This is a genomic window from Streptomyces sp. NPDC059850, assembly GCF_042731515.1.
Taxonomy (GTDB): domain Bacteria; phylum Actinomycetota; class Actinomycetes; order Streptomycetales; family Streptomycetaceae; genus Streptomyces.
The window spans coordinates 41,192-56,490 of the sequence record NZ_JBHWJI010000062.1 but is presented as its reverse complement, the minus strand read 5'-3'; the positions used below and the strand labels follow the sequence as shown (position 1 = coordinate 56,490).

The 15,299-nt window shown below is 70.9% G+C and carries 12 protein-coding genes; 4 read left to right on the top strand and 8 right to left on the bottom strand.

The window, feature by feature from the left end:
- Positions 1 to 116 precede the first annotated feature (116 nt).
- Positions 117 to 2,120, bottom strand: coding sequence for an ABC transporter family substrate-binding protein (locus tag ACFV9T_RS35625; protein ID WP_385446662.1), 2,004 nt, complete (start codon positions 2,118 to 2,120; stop codon positions 117 to 119).
- Between the two features lie 297 nt (positions 2,121 to 2,417).
- Between ACFV9T_RS35625 and ACFV9T_RS35620 the strand changes: the two genes are divergently transcribed.
- From ACFV9T_RS35620 to ACFV9T_RS35605, 4 genes are all read left to right on the top strand, one after another.
- Positions 2,418 to 2,705 (top strand): hypothetical protein, encoded by a 288-nt coding sequence (locus ACFV9T_RS35620; protein ID WP_385446661.1) that lies wholly within the window; start codon positions 2,418 to 2,420, stop codon positions 2,703 to 2,705.
- 81 nt (positions 2,706 to 2,786) lie between these two features.
- A complete protein-coding gene (locus ACFV9T_RS35615; protein ID WP_385446660.1) occupies positions 2,787 to 3,632 on the top strand; it encodes a hypothetical protein in 846 nt (281 codons plus the stop codon).
- A 17-nt stretch (positions 3,633 to 3,649) separates the two neighbouring features.
- A complete protein-coding gene (locus ACFV9T_RS35610) occupies positions 3,650 to 5,626 on the top strand; it encodes a fumarate reductase/succinate dehydrogenase flavoprotein subunit (protein WP_385446659.1) in 1,977 nt (658 codons plus the stop codon).
- A complete protein-coding gene (locus tag ACFV9T_RS35605) occupies positions 5,623 to 6,393 on the top strand; it encodes a succinate dehydrogenase/fumarate reductase iron-sulfur subunit (protein WP_385446658.1) in 771 nt (256 codons plus the stop codon). The genes ACFV9T_RS35610 and ACFV9T_RS35605 overlap by 4 nt, the downstream gene beginning before the upstream one ends.
- 40 nt (positions 6,394 to 6,433) lie before the next feature.
- Here the strand turns inward: ACFV9T_RS35605 and ACFV9T_RS35600 are convergent, their stop codons facing one another.
- The 7 genes from ACFV9T_RS35600 to ACFV9T_RS35570 form a co-directional block, all read right to left on the bottom strand.
- Positions 6,434 to 9,088, bottom strand: a complete 2,655-nt coding sequence (locus tag ACFV9T_RS35600) for a SpoIIE family protein phosphatase (protein WP_385446657.1) — start codon at positions 9,086 to 9,088, stop codon at positions 6,434 to 6,436.
- A gap of 169 nt (positions 9,089 to 9,257) precedes the next feature.
- Positions 9,258 to 9,695: an ATP-binding protein gene (locus tag ACFV9T_RS35595; protein WP_385446656.1), complete on the bottom strand. Its 438-nt coding sequence runs from the start codon at positions 9,693 to 9,695 to the stop codon at positions 9,258 to 9,260.
- Between the two features lie 126 nt (positions 9,696 to 9,821).
- Positions 9,822 to 10,241 carry a (deoxy)nucleoside triphosphate pyrophosphohydrolase gene (locus ACFV9T_RS35590; RefSeq protein WP_385446655.1) on the bottom strand — a complete coding sequence of 140 codons (420 nt, stop codon included), beginning with the start codon at positions 10,239 to 10,241 and terminating at the stop codon, positions 9,822 to 9,824.
- A gap of 153 nt (positions 10,242 to 10,394) precedes the next feature.
- Positions 10,395 to 10,580 (bottom strand): SPOR domain-containing protein, encoded by a 186-nt coding sequence (locus ACFV9T_RS35585; protein ID WP_385446654.1) that lies wholly within the window; start codon positions 10,578 to 10,580, stop codon positions 10,395 to 10,397.
- 148 nt (positions 10,581 to 10,728) lie between these two features.
- On the bottom strand, positions 10,729 to 12,381 hold the full coding sequence (locus ACFV9T_RS35580; protein WP_385446653.1) for an APC family permease: 1,653 nt from the start codon (positions 12,379 to 12,381) through the stop codon (positions 10,729 to 10,731).
- Positions 12,382 to 12,652: 271 nt separating this feature from the next.
- Complete coding sequence (locus ACFV9T_RS35575; RefSeq protein ID WP_385446652.1) at positions 12,653 to 14,347, bottom strand: purine-cytosine permease family protein; 1,695 nt, start codon at positions 14,345 to 14,347, stop codon at positions 12,653 to 12,655.
- A 165-nt stretch (positions 14,348 to 14,512) separates the two neighbouring features.
- Positions 14,513 to 15,265 (bottom strand): GntR family transcriptional regulator, encoded by a 753-nt coding sequence (locus ACFV9T_RS35570; protein WP_385446651.1) that lies wholly within the window; start codon positions 15,263 to 15,265, stop codon positions 14,513 to 14,515.
- Positions 15,266 to 15,299 lie beyond the last annotated feature (34 nt).

The following is a 15,299-nucleotide window of genomic DNA, read 5'->3' as shown; positions in this document are numbered from 1 at the left end:
CAGCCACCCATTTGGCGTGGGCTCGTTTTTTTTTATAACACCCCCCCCAATGGTACGGGGCGGGGGGGGGCCCGGAGCCCCCCCCCCCCCCCCCCCCCGTCCCGCAGCCTCCGTGGCTACTTCCGGAAGCCGATGTCCTGGTAGCGGGGGGTGGCGAAGCCGAACGCTCCGGCGTTGCCCACCGTCTTGCGGACCGCGACCAGCTGCGGCGGCTGGTAGAGCGGAATCGATCCGGCGGCCGCCCAGATCCGGGCGTCGGCGCGGCCGACCAGGGCGCGCGAGGCGCCGCCGTCCAGCTCGGAGAGGGCCTGGTCGAAGAGCTGGTCGATCTGGTCCGTACCGACCCGGGTGTAGTTCTGCTCGACCACCAGCGAGCCGTCCGCGGCCGGCTGCGGCTTGGCGTAGATCGGACGGCTGTCGGTCGCCGGGTAGGCGGAGGCGGGCCAGGAGTAGAGGGCCAGGTCGTACTTGCCGGTGGCGATGTGGTTCTTGAAGAAGTCCTCGCTCTTCACCCGGGTGATCTCGGTACGGACGCCGATCTCGTCCAGCATCCGGCCGATGCGTGTCCCGACGGCCCGCAGCGAGGCGCCGCCGGAGTCGGACGGGAGGACGAAGCGCAGCACCAGCGGCCGCCCCTTCTTCTGCACGGCGGCCGGGCGGGAGCGCCCGGAGCGGCCCGCGTCGCCCGCGGCGGGGGCGGCGCCGGAAGGCCTGTCGGCGGCGGGGGTCGGCTGCTGCCGCGTGTCGCCTGCCGTGTCCCCCGTCTTGTCGTCCGTCTTGCCGTCGACCGACTTCTGGCGGGCGGCCGAGCCGCCGGGGTGCCAGCCCGCGTCGGCGAGCAGGGACTGCGCGGCCTGGGCGTCCCGGCCGCCGAGGGCGCCGCTGTGGTCCTTGTACCCCTTCTGCTCGGCCATCAGCAGATGGTTGCCGAGCGGCTCGGCGGGCAGCCCGAAGGGCTTCAGCACCAGCTTGGCCAGCGCCTCGCGGTCGATCGCGCGGGCCACCGCGCGGCGCACCCGCTCATCGGCGAGCGGGCCCTTGGCGCCGTTGATGGCGAGCTGGGTGTACGCGGGGTCCAGCGCCGTGCGCAGGCTGTACCGGCGCAGGGCCACGGCCTCGGAGCGCTCGGAGCCCGGGGCGATCTCGGCCTCCGCCCGGTCGCGCGTGGCGTCCGCGGCCTCCTGGGCGTGGGTCTCCAGCTGCGGCGCGCCCGCCTTGCCCGAGGGGTGCGACTTCGCCCCGGCGGCCCGCTTCCCGGCGGGCGCGGCGGCCTGGATACGGCGCGCCGTCGACCGGTCGACCTCGGCCATGTCGACGGTCCCGTCGATCAGCGCCCCGGCCCGCTTCCCGGCCGGGACGGCCTCGAAGACCAGCCGGTTCAGCCGGGCCCGGTCGCCCCACCAGCGGGGGTTCCGTACGAGGGTGACGGAGTCGTCCTTCACCTCGCGGACCGTGAACGGACCGGAGCTGACGGCGAGCCCCTTGCGGGCCCCGGCGTTGAAGACGGCCGGGTTGCTCATCACGCTCTTCGGGTACAGCGGCGTGAACAGCGACCGCCAGTCGGTGTACGGCTTGGCGAAGGTGACCTTGACCTCGTGGTCCTTGTCGCCCGGCTGGATCCTGGCGATGCGGTCGTATCCGGCGTTGCGCGCGGTCCAGTAGGCGTTCTCGGTGCCGCGCAGCGCCTTCCACTGGGCGGCGAAGTCCTCGGCGCCGAGCGCGCGGCCGTCGCTCCACACCGCCTTGGGGTTGAGCTTGTAGACCACGACCTGCTTGGGCTCGCGCGAGACGACCTCGGCGGACTCCAGGTAGTCGCCGTTGAGCTGCGGGCGGCCGCGGGCGTCGAGGGTGTGGAGGGCGGGCAGCACCGCTCCGGCGATCCGCTCGGTGCCGGTGTCGGCGGAGCTCTGGAAGGCGTTGAACGTCGCGGGCCGGGCGTCGAGCGCCCAGCGCAGCGTGCCGCCGGGGGCGGTCTGCGCGCGGGAGGCCGGGGCGATGTCCCGGGCCGAGCGCGACGGCGGGCCGTCGTCGTCGTTGGAACTGCACCCGGTGAGGATGGGAAGCGGCAGCAGCACTCCCGCGGCGAGCAGCATGGCGCAGCGTCGCTTGTCGATGGACATGGCTCAGGACCTCCGGGGTGTGCCGATATTAAGCGCATTTCGCACATTTTGACGCCTGTCGCATATACTCCTTACTCAAAGCGACGGATCATGGGACAGCACCTCGGGACGGCCATGGAGGGGACAGGATCACCCGACCGGATCAATGTGACCGGCGCGCACCCCGGCGCACGGCGGCGTGATCACGCCGGTGACTCCGCCAATCGCGGCAGATCCCTTCCCAACCAGGACTGTGACGCGTAACACTCGCTGTCGCATGAGCGCCGCCAACCGCAACCGCGGAAGTGAGGGCAAGTCATGTCCTTGAATGACGACTTGACGGCCGTCCAACGCTGTCTCGACGATCTGGTCCGTTCCGTCACCCGGCTGGAAGGCCGGGTCGGCACCGGCGGACTGGAGATACGACGGGTCCGCACCGACGCGGACCATCTGCGCGAGAGTCTCGCCCTGCTGTGCGATACGGCCCCCGCCACGGAGCGGCCGCGCCCCGAGATGGTTCCGGTCCCCGACGCGCCGTACAACAGCGCGCTGTGGTCGGACGTCGACGACGAGGGTCTCGGCGCGCGCGACCGCCACGCTCCTTAACCGGGGTCGCCCGGCGCGACGCACCCGGCCGAACGGGTCCGCGCCGACCGTCCCCCACACCACTCCACCGCGGAGTCTTCCTTGGCCACTGGCACCGACCCCCAAGCCGCCACGCCCTCCGAGCGGGAAGCGGCCACGAGCGGCGTGCGCAGCCCGTCGCGCGCCGCCATCCCCGCCCGCCATCTGCGGACCGACCGCTGGTGGCTGCAGCCCGCGGTCACCGCCGCCGGGCTGTTCGCGTTCATCGTCTACTCGACCTGGCGGGCCTTCGCCGGGGACAACTACTACGCCGAGCCGTACGTCTCCCCGTTCTACTCGCCGTGCATCGCGCAGAACTGCGTGCCCATGAAGGGCGGCGCGAACTGGGAGATCTTCGGCGGCTGGTGGGGCCTGTCCCCCGCCCTGCTGATCCTGATCTTCCCGCTCGGCTTCCGGCTGACCTGCTACTACTACCGCAAGGCGTATTACCGGGGCTTCTGGGCCTCGCCACCGGCCTGCGCGGTCGCCGAACCGCGTGCCAACTACACCGGCGAGACCCGCTTCCCGCTCGTTCTGCAGAACATCCACCGCTACTTCTTCTACTTCGCGGTGATCGTCGCGGGAATCCTCACCTATGACACCGTGCTCGGTTTCCGGGACGAGCACGGCCGGTGGGGCCATATGGGCCTCGGCACCCTGGTACTGCTCGCCAACATCGCGCTGATCTGGGCGTACACCCTCTCCTGCCACTCCTGTCGGCACATCGTCGGCGGGCGGCTCAAGCACTTCTCCCGGCATCCGGTGCGCTACCGGCTCTGGGGCTGGGTCAGCTCGCTCAACGCACGCCATATGCAGCTGGCCTGGGCGTCGCTGATCAGTGTCGCCGTCGCCGACTTCTATGTGTTCCTGCTGGCGAGCGGCGCCTTCGACGACCCCCGGTTCTTCTAGGAGAGGTGCCTTCAACGATGACGCAAGTCGAACGTCAGGCCTGGGACGTGGTCGTGATCGGCGCGGGGGGCGCCGGACTGCGGGCCGCGATCGAGGCACGTGAACAGGGCATGCGGTGCGCCGTCATCTGCAAGTCGCTGTTCGGCAAGGCCCATACGGTGATGGCCGAGGGCGGCATCGCCGCCAGCATGGGCAATGTCAACGCGGGCGACAACTGGCAGGTGCACTTCCGCGACACCATGCGCGGCGGAAAGTTCCTCAACCACTGGCGGATGGCCGAGCTGCACGCCCAGGAGGCCCCGGACCGGGTCTGGGAGCTGGAGACCTGGGGCGCGCTCTTCGACCGCACCCCGGACGGCAAGATCTCCCAGCGGAACTTCGGCGGCCATGAGTACCCGCGCCTCGCCCACGTCGGCGACCGCACCGGTCTTGAGCTGATCCGTACCCTCCAGCAGAAGATCGTCTCCCTCCAGCAGGAGGACCACGCCGAGACCGGCGACTACGAGGCGCGGCTCAAGGTCTTCCAGGAGTGCACGGTCACCCGCGTCGTCAAGGACGCGGCGGGCGAGCGGGTCGCCGGGGTCTTCGGCTACGAACGCGAGTCCGGCCGCTTCTTCGCCATCGAGGCCCCGGCCGTGGTGCTGGCCACCGGCGGCATCGGCAAGTCCTTCAAGGTGACCTCCAACTCCTGGGAGTACACCGGCGACGGCCACGCGCTGGCCCTGCTCGCCGGGGCCCCGCTGATCAACATGGAGTTCGTGCAGTTCCACCCGACCGGCATGGTCTGGCCGCCCTCGGTCAAGGGGATCCTCGTCACCGAGTCGGTGCGCGGCGACGGCGGGGTGCTGCGCAACAGCGAGGGCAAGCGGTTCATGTTCGACTACATCCCGGACGTCTTCAAGGAGAAGTACGCCCAGTCCGAGGACGAGGGCGACCGCTGGTACGAGGACCCGGACCACAACCGCCGCCCGCCCGAGCTGCTCCCCCGCGACGAGGTGGCCCGCGCCATCAACTCCGAGGTCAAGGCGGGCCGGGGCTCCCCGCACGGCGGCGTCTTCCTCGATGTCTCCACCCGGATGCCCGCCGAGGTGATCAAGCGGCGGCTGCCGTCGATGCACCACCAGTTCAAGGAGCTGGCCGACGTCGACATCACGGCCGAGCCCATGGAGGTCGGCCCGACCTGCCACTACGTGATGGGCGGGGTGGACGTCGACCCGGACACCGCCGCCGCGACCGGCGTCCCCGGCCTCTTCGCCGCGGGCGAGGTCGCGGGCGGGATGCACGGCTCCAACCGGCTCGGCGGCAACTCCCTCTCCGACCTGCTGGTCTTCGGCCGCCGCGCCGGGCTGTACGCGGCCCGGTACGCGCGGGAGACCGCCGCGTCGGGCGCCCGCCCGGTGCCGGACGACGCCCAGCTGGACCTGGCGGCGGCCGAGGCGCTGCGGCCGTTCAGCGCCGAGGACGGCGACGTACCGGCCGAGGGAGCGGCGCCGGGCGGTCCGGCCAGCCCCGCCGAGAATCCGTACACGCTCCACCAGGAGCTGCAGCAGACCATGAACGACCTGGTGGGCATCATCCGGCGGGCCGGTGAGATGGAGGACGCGCTGCACCGGCTGGCGGCGCTGCGGGTCCGGGCGCGGCGGGCCGGAGTCGAGGGCCACCGGCAGTTCAACCCCGGCTGGCACCTGGCCATCGACCTGCGCAACATGCTGCTGGTCAGCGAATGCGTGGCGCGCGCCGCCCTGGAGCGCACCGAGAGCCGTGGCGGGCACACCCGCGACGACTGTCCCGGGATGGACCGCGAATGGCGCCGGGTCAACCTGGTGTGCCGCCTGACCGACCCGTCGGCCGGTCTCGCCGCGCCGCCCGACCCCGGGCGCGGACAGGTCCGGCTGGAGAAGCGCGAGACGCCGCCCATCCGGCCCGATCTGCTGAACCTGTTCGAAAAGGACGAGCTGGTGAAGTACCTGACGGACGAGGAGCTGACCCAGTGAGCGCGTACGAGGCCCACTTCCGGGTATGGCGGGGTGATGTGGACGGCGGCGGTCTGCGGGACTTCCGCGTCGAGGTCAATGAGGGCGAAGTCGTTTTGGACATCGTCCACCGCCTCCAGGCGACCCAGGCACCGGACCTCGCGGTCCGCTGGAACTGCAAGGCGGGCAAGTGCGGATCGTGCAGCGCCGAGATCAACGGACGGCCGAGGCTGCTGTGCATGACACGGATGTCGGTTTTCAGCCGCGACGAGACGATCACCCTGACCCCGCTGCGGGCCTTCCCGGTCGTCCGCGACCTGGTCACGGACGTCTCGTACAACTACGCCAAGGCCCGCGAGGTGCCGTCCTTCGTCCCGCCGGAGGGGCTGGCGCCGGGCGAGTACCGGATGCGGCAGGAGGATGTGGCGCGCTCGCAGGAGTTCCGTAAGTGCATCGAGTGCTTCCTGTGCCAGGACACCTGCCATGTGCTGCGCGACTTCGAGCAGAACAAGGAGGCGTTCGCGGGTCCGCGCTTCCTGATGCGGGTCTCGGAGCTGGACATGCATCCGCTGGACGCGGCGGGCGAGACCGGGATCGACCGCAAGCGGGCGGCCCAGGAGGAACACGGGCTCGGCTACTGCAACATCACCAAGTGCTGCACGGAGGTCTGCCCCGAGGGGATCAAGATCACCGACAATGCCCTGATCCCGCTCAAGGAGCGGGCCGTGGACCGCAAGTACGACCCGCTGGTCTGGCTGGGCAACAAGATCCGCCGCCGGGAGCAGTAACGGTCCGATCGTGGGCCCGCTCTCACGCGGGCCCACCCGGTCACCACAGGCTGAGCAGCGCTTCCACCGAGTCCGGGCCCGAGGACTCGCCGTCCGGGAGGGCCAGTTCGAACCAGACCGTCTTGCCGTGCGGGGTGCGGCGGCTGCCCCAGCCCGCGCTGAGCAGACCGACCAGCTGCAGTCCGCGGCCGCCCTCGTCGGTGTCGCGGGCGCGCCGCCGCCGGGGCTGGACCAGGTTGCCGTCCCAGACCTCGCACACCAGCGTCCGGTCCAGCAGCAGCCGCAGCCGTATCTCGCCCTCGCCGTACCGCAGCGCGTTGGTCACCAGCTCGCTGACCAGCAGCTCGGTGGTGTCGACCAGACCGTCCATCCCCCAGGACTCCAGCTGCTCACGGGCGAGTTCCCGGGCCTTGCCGACCGACTGCGGGTCGCTCGGCAGCTTCCAGTCGCCGACCGAACCGCTCGGCAGGCCCTGCACCCGGGCCATGAGCAGGGCGATGTCGTCCTCGCCGTGGTGGGTGTCGAGGCTGCTGAGGACGTGGTCGCAGATGTCCTCCAGCGAGCTGTCCGGGCTGTCCGCGCCCTCGTGGGTGGAGAGTGCGGTACGCAGCTCCTGGAGCCCCTCGTCCAGCGCCTGGTCGCGGGATTCGACCAGGCCGTCGGTGTAGAGGGCGAGCAGCGCACCGTCCGGCAGCTCCACCTCGATCTCCTCGAACGGCTCGCCGCCGACCCCGAGCGGCATCCCCGGCGGCACCTCCATCAGCAGCGCGCCGTCCCCCGGTTCGACCAGGGCGGGCGGCAGATGGCCCGCGTTGGCGAAGGTGCAGCGCCGGGTGACCGGGTCGTAGACGGCGTAGACGCAGGTGGCGAGGTAGACCTCGGACAGGTCGGAGGAGCCGTCGGCGGACCGCCCGGCGGCCCGCGCGCTGCTGGGCGAGCCGCCGGGCGCGCCGAGCCCGCGGGCGATCTCGTCCAGCGCGGACAGCACCTCGGCGGGCTCCAGGTCCAGCAGCGCCAGCGTGCGGACGGCGGTGCGCAGCTCGCCCATCGCGACGGCGGCCCGCAGGCCGCGCCCCATCACATCGCCGACCACCAGCGCGGTGCGGTGTCCGGGCAGTTCGATGACGTCGAACCAGTCGCCGCCCACCTCGGTGGCCGCGTTGCCCGGCAGATAGCGGCAGGCGATGTCGAGCCCGGCGGCCTCCGGGTCGCCGGGCGGGAGCAGACTGCGCTGCAGTATCAGCGCGCGCTCGTGTTCTCTGCGGTAGAGCCGGGCGTTGTCGATGGAGACGGCGGCGCGGGCGGCCAGTTCGACGGCGAGCGCCCGGTCCCGCTCGCCGAAGGGTTCGCTGCCCTTCGTACGGGAGAACTGGGCGAGCCCGACGACGGTGTCGCGGGCGACCATCGGCACCAGGAGGGTGGACTGCAGCATGGCGCCGAGTTCCATCCCCTCGCCGCTGTCGCGCCCGGTGACGACCCGGACCTGGGCGGTGCGCAGGGCGTGGGCGCACAGCGAGTGGAACGGGTAGCGGTGCACCTCGCCGACGTCGATGGGCTTGGGCAGCTCGCCCTGGCCGCTGTCGTCGGTGCGGTAGACGTCACCGAAGGCGACCGGGCCGTCCGAGACGGCGCTGGCGAAGGCGACGCGGCGCAGTTCGGCGCTGCCGTCGGCGAGCCCGGGCGGGGTCTCGTCGCCGGACAGCAGCCCCTGGTAGAGGTCGACGGAGGCCAGGTCGCAGAACTGCGGGACGGCCACGTCCAGCAGTTCGCGGGCGGTGGTCTCCAGGTCCAGCGAGGTGCCTATTCGGGCCCCGGCCTCGTTCAGCAGGGCCAGGTTGCGGCGTACGCCCGCGGCCTCCTGCTCGGCGCGGCGGCGGCCGGTGACATCGGTGGCGAGCCCGGCGATGCCGATGGGGCGGCCCGATCCGCTGTGCAGCCGGTACAGCGACACCGACCAGCGGCGGCGGTCGTGGCTGCCGGGGACGGGGCCCATGAGCGGCATGTCCGTCAAGGGCTGTCCGCTGTCCAGGACTTGGCGCAGGGCGGCGGCGAGCCGGTCGGCCTCGCCCCGGGGCAGCAGATCGTGCGCGGTGGCGCCGCGGTACTCCTCGACCGGGCGGCCGAAAACCTTCGCAAAGCGGTCGTTGACCCGGAGCATGCGCAAATCTGTGCCGAAGAGAAAGAAACCAAGCGGAGATTGACCGAAAACGGCCTGTGAGGCGGCAAGGTCGGTTTCCAGCCCGCGCAGGGCGCCCACATCGACGGCGATACAGAGCGCGGTGCGCTCCCCGTCCTCGTCCTGGCCCGGCATCACATACACCTCGGCGATGCCGACTCCGCCGGCCGCCTGGGGATTGCGGTAGGGGACCAGACCGGTCCACTCCCGGCCGTCCAGGATGTCGGCGACCTTGCGGCGGCCGGTCTCCCGCAGCTCAGCCGGTACGAAGGCGTCCACCGGATCCTTGCCGAGGGCCTGGTCCGCCGTCAGCCCCAGCAGCTCGGTGGCGCGTTCGCTCCACTGTGCGATACGCCCGTCGGAGCCCAGCGAGAAGGAGGCGACACGGATGTAGTCATAGATCGACCCGGGCGGACTGCTCTGCCACACATCGGACATCGATGACATTTGCGACACCGGCGACACCTGCGAACCAACCGTCCCCTCGGGGATATCCGCCCCCGCTGGCTTCTCGCTCATGCGCCCGTCCCCTCCGGCTCAGGTGCTCCGACCGGCTACAGATAGCCGAGTATCCAGCACCGCGGCCATCCGGAGTACGGTCTTCACGATCACAGCACTATCTCAGCCCGCAATCCGTTTCCGTCCCCGCTTTGAATGAAGCGCTCAAGATCAGCGCTCCCCCTCACTCCTAACCGGGGAGAGGCAGCTCGAACCACACCGTTTTTCCGGCGCGGTCCAGCCGGGTGCCCCAGCGCAGCGCGGCCCGGGCGATCAACTCCAGCCCCCGGCCGCTCTCGTCCTCCGGAGACGCCCTGCGCGCGTGCGGCGGATCGGCCAGCGGGTCCGACACCTCGACCCGCAGCACGGAACGCGGCACACCGGTTTCGCGACGGGCGTACACGCGCAGCCCGATCGGGCCGCTCGCGTACCGCAGGGCGTTGGTGACCAGTTCGCTCACCAGCAGGGCCGTCACATCGCCCAGCGCCGACAACCCCCACTCGTCCAGCACCTGCCGGACCAGCCAGCGGGCGTCGCGCACGGCGCCCGGCTCGGCGGGGAAGACCCACTCGGCGAAACCGGGTGTGGGCCCGGCGGCCGTCCCTGCGCTCTCACTCACGCCGATCACTTCCCAGCCGCCGCGCGGCTCCGCCGGAATGTAGGGATTCAGATGGGTTAATCAGCACATACCCGAATCCCTGCCCCGATTACCGCCCCAGGCCGCCCCGGCAGGGCCGAAAGAGGTCAAACGGGTTCAGTGGGCGCGCGGATGGAGGTGTTCCGCGGCGCGCAGCCGCCGGACCGCCTCCGCCACCGCGGGCCGGTCCTCATCGAGCCAGTCGACCTCGTCCACCCGGTCGGGGGTGAGCCAGCGCAGCTCGTCGTGGTCCTCCAGCGGACGCGGCTCGCCGGAGCGCAGCGCGGCGGTCCACACCCGCAGGACGTAACCGGGCTTCAGCGGCCATTCGCCGGGCAGCGGCTCCAGCGGCTCGACCTCGACGCCCAGCTCCTCGCGCAGCTCCCGCACCAGGGCCTGCGGCGGGGTCTCACCGGGCTCGGCCTTGCCGCCGGGCAGCTCCCAGCGCCCGGCCAGCTCGGGCGGCGCGCTGCGCCGCGCGGCCAGCAGCCGCCCCTGGTCGAACACCGCTCCGCCCACCACCACGCGCACCGTCATGCCCGCACTGTAGGCGCTTGGCACAGAGCGCTGGTATGCAGAGCCCTGGCGCGCAGAGCCCGGCGGGCCGGATTCTCCCGCCCGGACGAACGGGAGACTCCGGCCCGCCGGTAGCGAGGCCTTGTGCGAGGTGTGGGGGAGGTACGGGCGGCGTCAGCCCGCCTGGCCGGTCGCGGCGGTCCGCTCGACGACGTAGAGCTGCTCCTGCCCCTGTCCGTCGAGCCGGTCGGCGACCTCCTGGGCCTCCGTACGCGTGGCGTAGCGGCCGACGCGATAGCGATTGCCGTTGCCGTCCTGGCGGATGACGAGCCATGGCAGCACAGTGTTGCCGTCACTCATCGCTCCGCCCCCTCCGTTGTGGCGCGCCCGGGCACGCGTCTGGGCGACACCGTTAAGGAAATCCCGTTCCGCATATGCCCGAGCCTACGCCCTACCTTCACGCAGCGGATACGTGTTCTCACAACGCGGCACGCATCCGGCCACGCGCTCAGGAGCGCGTGGAGACCGTCTCCCGGTCCGCCTCGCCGGTCAGGTCCTCGGCCGTGGTCTCGGCCAGCTCGCGCTCGGCCTGCAGCAGGGTCGGATTGCGCCACGCGCTGCGCACACCCCAGAAGTAGAAGCCGAGGGCGATCAGGGCGACGAGCAGGATGTCCCAGCCCTCGGGCACATAGCCACGGCCGCCGAACTCCTTGCCACCGGCCCACGAGAACGCGGCCATGACCAGCAGGTACGTCACCATCCAGGCGCCGGACAGCAGATGCGGCTTCAGCTCGGCCCACGGCTTGCGCAGCTCGTACCAGGCCCAGATCGGCAGGCCGATCGCCATGATGAAGATGACCTTGCCGGTGAGCGGCCAGCGGGCCCAGTAGAGGACGAGCGAGCCGAAGACCATCGCGATCGGCGCGATGACCGGCATCGCGCGCAGCTTCACCGGGCGCGGCAGGTCCGGGGAGAGCCGCCGCAGCGACATCACGGCGACCGGCCCGGTGATGTACGAGATGACGGTGGCCACGGAGACGATCTCGGCCAGCGAGCCCCAGCCGCGGAAGACCGCGAGGAACGCGAACGCGATCACCAGGTTGAGCACCAGCGCCGGGCGCGGAATGCCGGTCTTCGGGTCGACCTTGCCGAAGACGCCGGGCAGGTGGCCGTTCTCCTGGACGCCCTGGACCATGCGGGAGGTGGTGGCCGCGTAGATCATGCCGGTGCCGGACGGGGAGACGAAGGCGTCCGCGTACAGCAGCAGCGCCAGCCAGTTCAGGCCCCAGGCGAGGGAGAGGTCGGCGAGCGGGGAGTCGTACGAGAGCTTGGCCCAGCCGCCCTCCGCGAGGTCGGCCGCCGGGACGGCCGTCAGGAACGCGACCTGCAGGGCTACGTAGATCACCAGCGCGATGAGGATGGAGCTGATGACGGCCTTGGGCAGCGACTTGCCCGGGTTGCGGGCCTCGCCCGCCATGTTGAGCGGCGACTGGAAGCCGTTGTACGCCCAGACGATGCCGGAGACGGCGACGGCGGTGAACACCGAGTTCCAGCCGTTCGGCGTGAAGCCGCCGTTGCCGGTGACGTTGCCGGTGTCGAAGTGCGCCATCAGCAGGGCGCCCGCGGTCAGGGCCGGGACGACGAGCTTGAAGACGGTGATCGCGGTGTTGGTCTTCGCGAACAGAGTGATCGCGAACCAGTTGAGGAAGAAGTAGAAGACGAGCAGCACGGACGCGAGCGCGACACCGCTGCCGGTCAGCTCTTTCCCGTCGTACAGCTCCTTGGCCCAGCCGAAGTCCCAGGAACTCATGTACTGGACGGACGCCGTCGCCTCACCGGGGATGACGGAGACGATCGCGATCCAGTTGGCCCAGGCGGCCAGATATCCGGCCAGCGAGCCGTGCGAGTACTGGCCGTACCGCACCATGCCGCCGGCCTTGGGGAACATCGAACCGAGTTCGGAGTACGTCAGGGCGATGGTCAGGGCGACCGCCGCGCCGATCACCCAGGCGAAGATGGCGGCCGGGCCCGCCAGCGCCGCGGCCCGCGCGGCGCCGAACAGCCAGCCGGAGCCGATGATCGAACCGAGACCCACCGCGGTGAGGGCCACCGTGCCGAGTGACCGTTTGTAATGCGAGTGGGAACCCTGCTCCGTGCTCAACGCCCCTCACGCTCCTTTCGCCCCCCAGACCTGATGCAAACGCGCGCCATCGTACAAGCGAAATAGGGGGGCGCTTTACGGGTTTGAGGCCGAGCTGAGCTGTCGGCGGATACGTGTGATCTATGCAACACATTTATCGGCTCCGCGCGAAGGCGCTGGCCAGACGGTGCGGACGCCAGCACCGCCATTCCGCTCGGATTTCGCCGAACGCGTCCAATTTGACAACTCGCGGGCCGTGATTGCGGGGCATGGGTTTTTAATTACCGGTCCTTTACCCATCGCTCGCGCGCACCGTCGGGACCGGCAGTAGCACCGGCGCGCCCCGGGGGCCTTTGCGGCAGGCGTCGCCGCACTCCGCGTCCAGCGAGCAGCACAGCGAGCAGACCGCCCCGGCCCGCACCGGGCAGTCGACGATGTCCGGCAGCTCGTACGCCGTCTCGCACACCGCGCAGGTGTGGGCGGCCGTGATGTCCGGCACGTCCACCCCCGGGCCATTCACCGGGTTCGGCCGGGCCAGGTAGTAGCGCCCCCGGGTGAGCCAGGCCAGCAGCGGGCTCAGCACCAGCGCCAGACCGCACGCGATGAAGGTGGAGAACGCCTCGGGCACCTGCCCGAACGCCCCGAAGAAGGCGATGATCGAGACGGTCGAGGCGATCACCATCGCGCCGAACCCCGCCGGGTTCACCGGGTACAGATACGCGCGCTTGAACTCGATGTACCTCGGGCTCAGCCCCAGCGGCTTGTTGATCACCAGATCGGCGGTGACCGCCGCGATCCAGGCGATGCCGACGTTGGAGTAGAAGCCCAGCAGCTTGTTGAGCACCGCGAACATGTTCATCTCCATCAGCGCCAGCGCGATGGCGAGGTTGAGGAAGATGTACCAGACCCGGCCGGGGTGGCGATGGGTCACCCGGGAGAAGAAGTTGGACCAGGAGAGCGAGCCGCTGTAGGCGTTGGTCACATTGATCTTGATCTGGGAGACCACGACGAACAGCGCGGCGGCCGGGAGCGCGACCGAGCCGAGCCAGGGCTTCAACGCCTCGATCTGCGGGGCGATGGGCTCCAGGGCGTGGGTCGTGCCGACCGCGCCGAGCGCCACGAAGGCCAGGAACGCGCCGCCGAGCTGCTTGGCCGCGCCGATCACCACCCAGCCGGGCCCGGCGGCCAGCACCGCGAGGTTCCAGCGCCGCCGGTTCTGCTCGGTCTTGGCGGGCATGAAGCGCAGATAGTCGGCCTGCTCGCCGATCTGGGCGATCAGCGAGAGCGCCACCCCGGTGCCGAGCCCGTACCCGATCCAGTCGAAGCCGGAGCCCGCCCCCTCCGTACCGCCGAAGGAGGCGAACGAGGCCCAGGCGTCCGGCCGTTCGAAGGCGAGCACCACGAACGGCAGCACCAGCCCGATCAGCCACAGCGGCTGCGTCCACGCCTGCACCTTGGCGAGCGCGCCCATCCCCCGGAAGACGATCGGGATCACGATCAGAGTAGTGATCAGATAGCCGATGGGGAGCGGGATGTGGAGCGCCTGATGCATGGCCTGCGCCATGATCGAGCCCTCCAGCGCGAAGAAGATGAAGGTGAAGCTGGCGTAGATGAGCGAGGTCAGAGTCGATCCGAAGTAGCCGAACCCGGCGCCGCGGGTGATCAGATCCATGTCCAGTCCGTACGTCGCACAGGCACGTGCGATCGGGATACCGGTCAGGAAGATGATCGTCGCCGCGGTGAGGATCGAGGCGAGCCCGCTGGTGAAGCCGTAGGTGAAGACGATGGACGCGCCGATCGCGAAGTCGGCGAGATACGCGATGCCACCGAGCGCCGTGGACGCGACCATGGTCGGCGACCAACGGCGGTAGCTGTGCGGCGCGTAGCGCAGCGAGTAGTCCTCGCGGCTCTCGTCGGCGGCGAGCCGGGCGTAGCTGCGCCGCGGCGCGCTGGCCTGCGTCTGCTTGGGTGTGACCGTGTCCGTCATGGCGGCTTCCCCTGTCGTTCGGCGCGGGAGCGGGTACGCCTGAGGAAGCTAGGCCGGGCAGATGTCGGCGGGCCGCGGCGCGGCGTTGCCGGTCCGTTACGGCGCAGGGGCGGACGTTAACGCGCGGTCAAACCCGCCCCGGACCGACGTCACTTCACCGGCAGGTCACTTCACGGGCAGGTGGTACGCGACCCGATAGCGCTCGGCCAGCGCCACCACGTCCGCCGTCTCGACGGGTCGGCCGCCCGCGAAGTACGTACGGGAGATCACCAGCACCACATGGCCCGGCACCCCGCCGAGCGCCAGCACCTCCTCGGCGAGGCCCGGCCGCGCCCCGACCTCCTCCGCCACGTTGTCCACCACCACGTCGACGGCCGCCATCCGCTCGACCACCCCGCGCCCGGCCAGCGGCCCCTCCTCGGGCAGCATCACGGGGGTGCGGCCGGTGACGGCGAGCGGCTCCCAGGACGTGGAGAGCATCGTCGGCTCGCCCGCCGCCCGGAAGAGATACCGGGTGCGCATGACGCGCTCGCCCGGCTCGACCCGCAGCCGCTCGGCGATCTCCGGACTCGCCTCCTCCTGCTCGCTCCCCGACTCCCAGGTGCCGCTGACCCGCTCGTCCCCCTGCTCCTGCCGGAACGGGCTGGAATCCTTCCGGGCGTGATAGCCGGTGCGCATCAGACGGCGCGGGACGAGCTGCGGACGCACGTACGTACCCGACCCGGAGCGGCCCTCGACCAGGCCCTCGGCCATCAGCACCTTGCGGGCTTCGAGGGCGACGGTGTCGGAGACCCCGTACTCCTCGCGGATCCGCGCCTGGGAGGGGAGGCGGGCATGCGGTGGCAGATCGCCCGCGACGATCTTCTTCCGGAGGTCGTCGGCGACACGGAGGTATGCGGGCTGGTCACCAAAGGCCACGTGCACTCCCAGTGGTTGACAGTCAGCAACAGCT

Coding starts and splice junctions, on each gene's coding strand:
- ACFV9T_RS35610 (WP_385446659.1), top strand. CDS start 3,650: ATGACGCAAGTCGAACGTCAGGCCTGGGACGTGGTCGTGATCGGCGCG.
- ACFV9T_RS35585 (WP_385446654.1), bottom strand. CDS start 10,580: ATGAGTGACGGCAACACTGTGCTGCCATGGCTCGTCATCCGCCAGGAC.
- ACFV9T_RS35620 (WP_385446661.1), top strand. CDS start 2,418: ATGTCCTTGAATGACGACTTGACGGCCGTCCAACGCTGTCTCGACGAT.
- ACFV9T_RS35625 (WP_385446662.1), bottom strand. CDS start 2,120: ATGTCCATCGACAAGCGACGCTGCGCCATGCTGCTCGCCGCGGGAGTG.
- ACFV9T_RS35575 (WP_385446652.1), bottom strand. CDS start 14,347: ATGACGGACACGGTCACACCCAAGCAGACGCAGGCCAGCGCGCCGCGG.
- ACFV9T_RS35600 (WP_385446657.1), bottom strand. CDS start 9,088: ATGAGCGAGAAGCCAGCGGGGGCGGATATCCCCGAGGGGACGGTTGGT.
- ACFV9T_RS35590 (WP_385446655.1), bottom strand. CDS start 10,241: ATGACGGTGCGCGTGGTGGTGGGCGGAGCGGTGTTCGACCAGGGGCGG.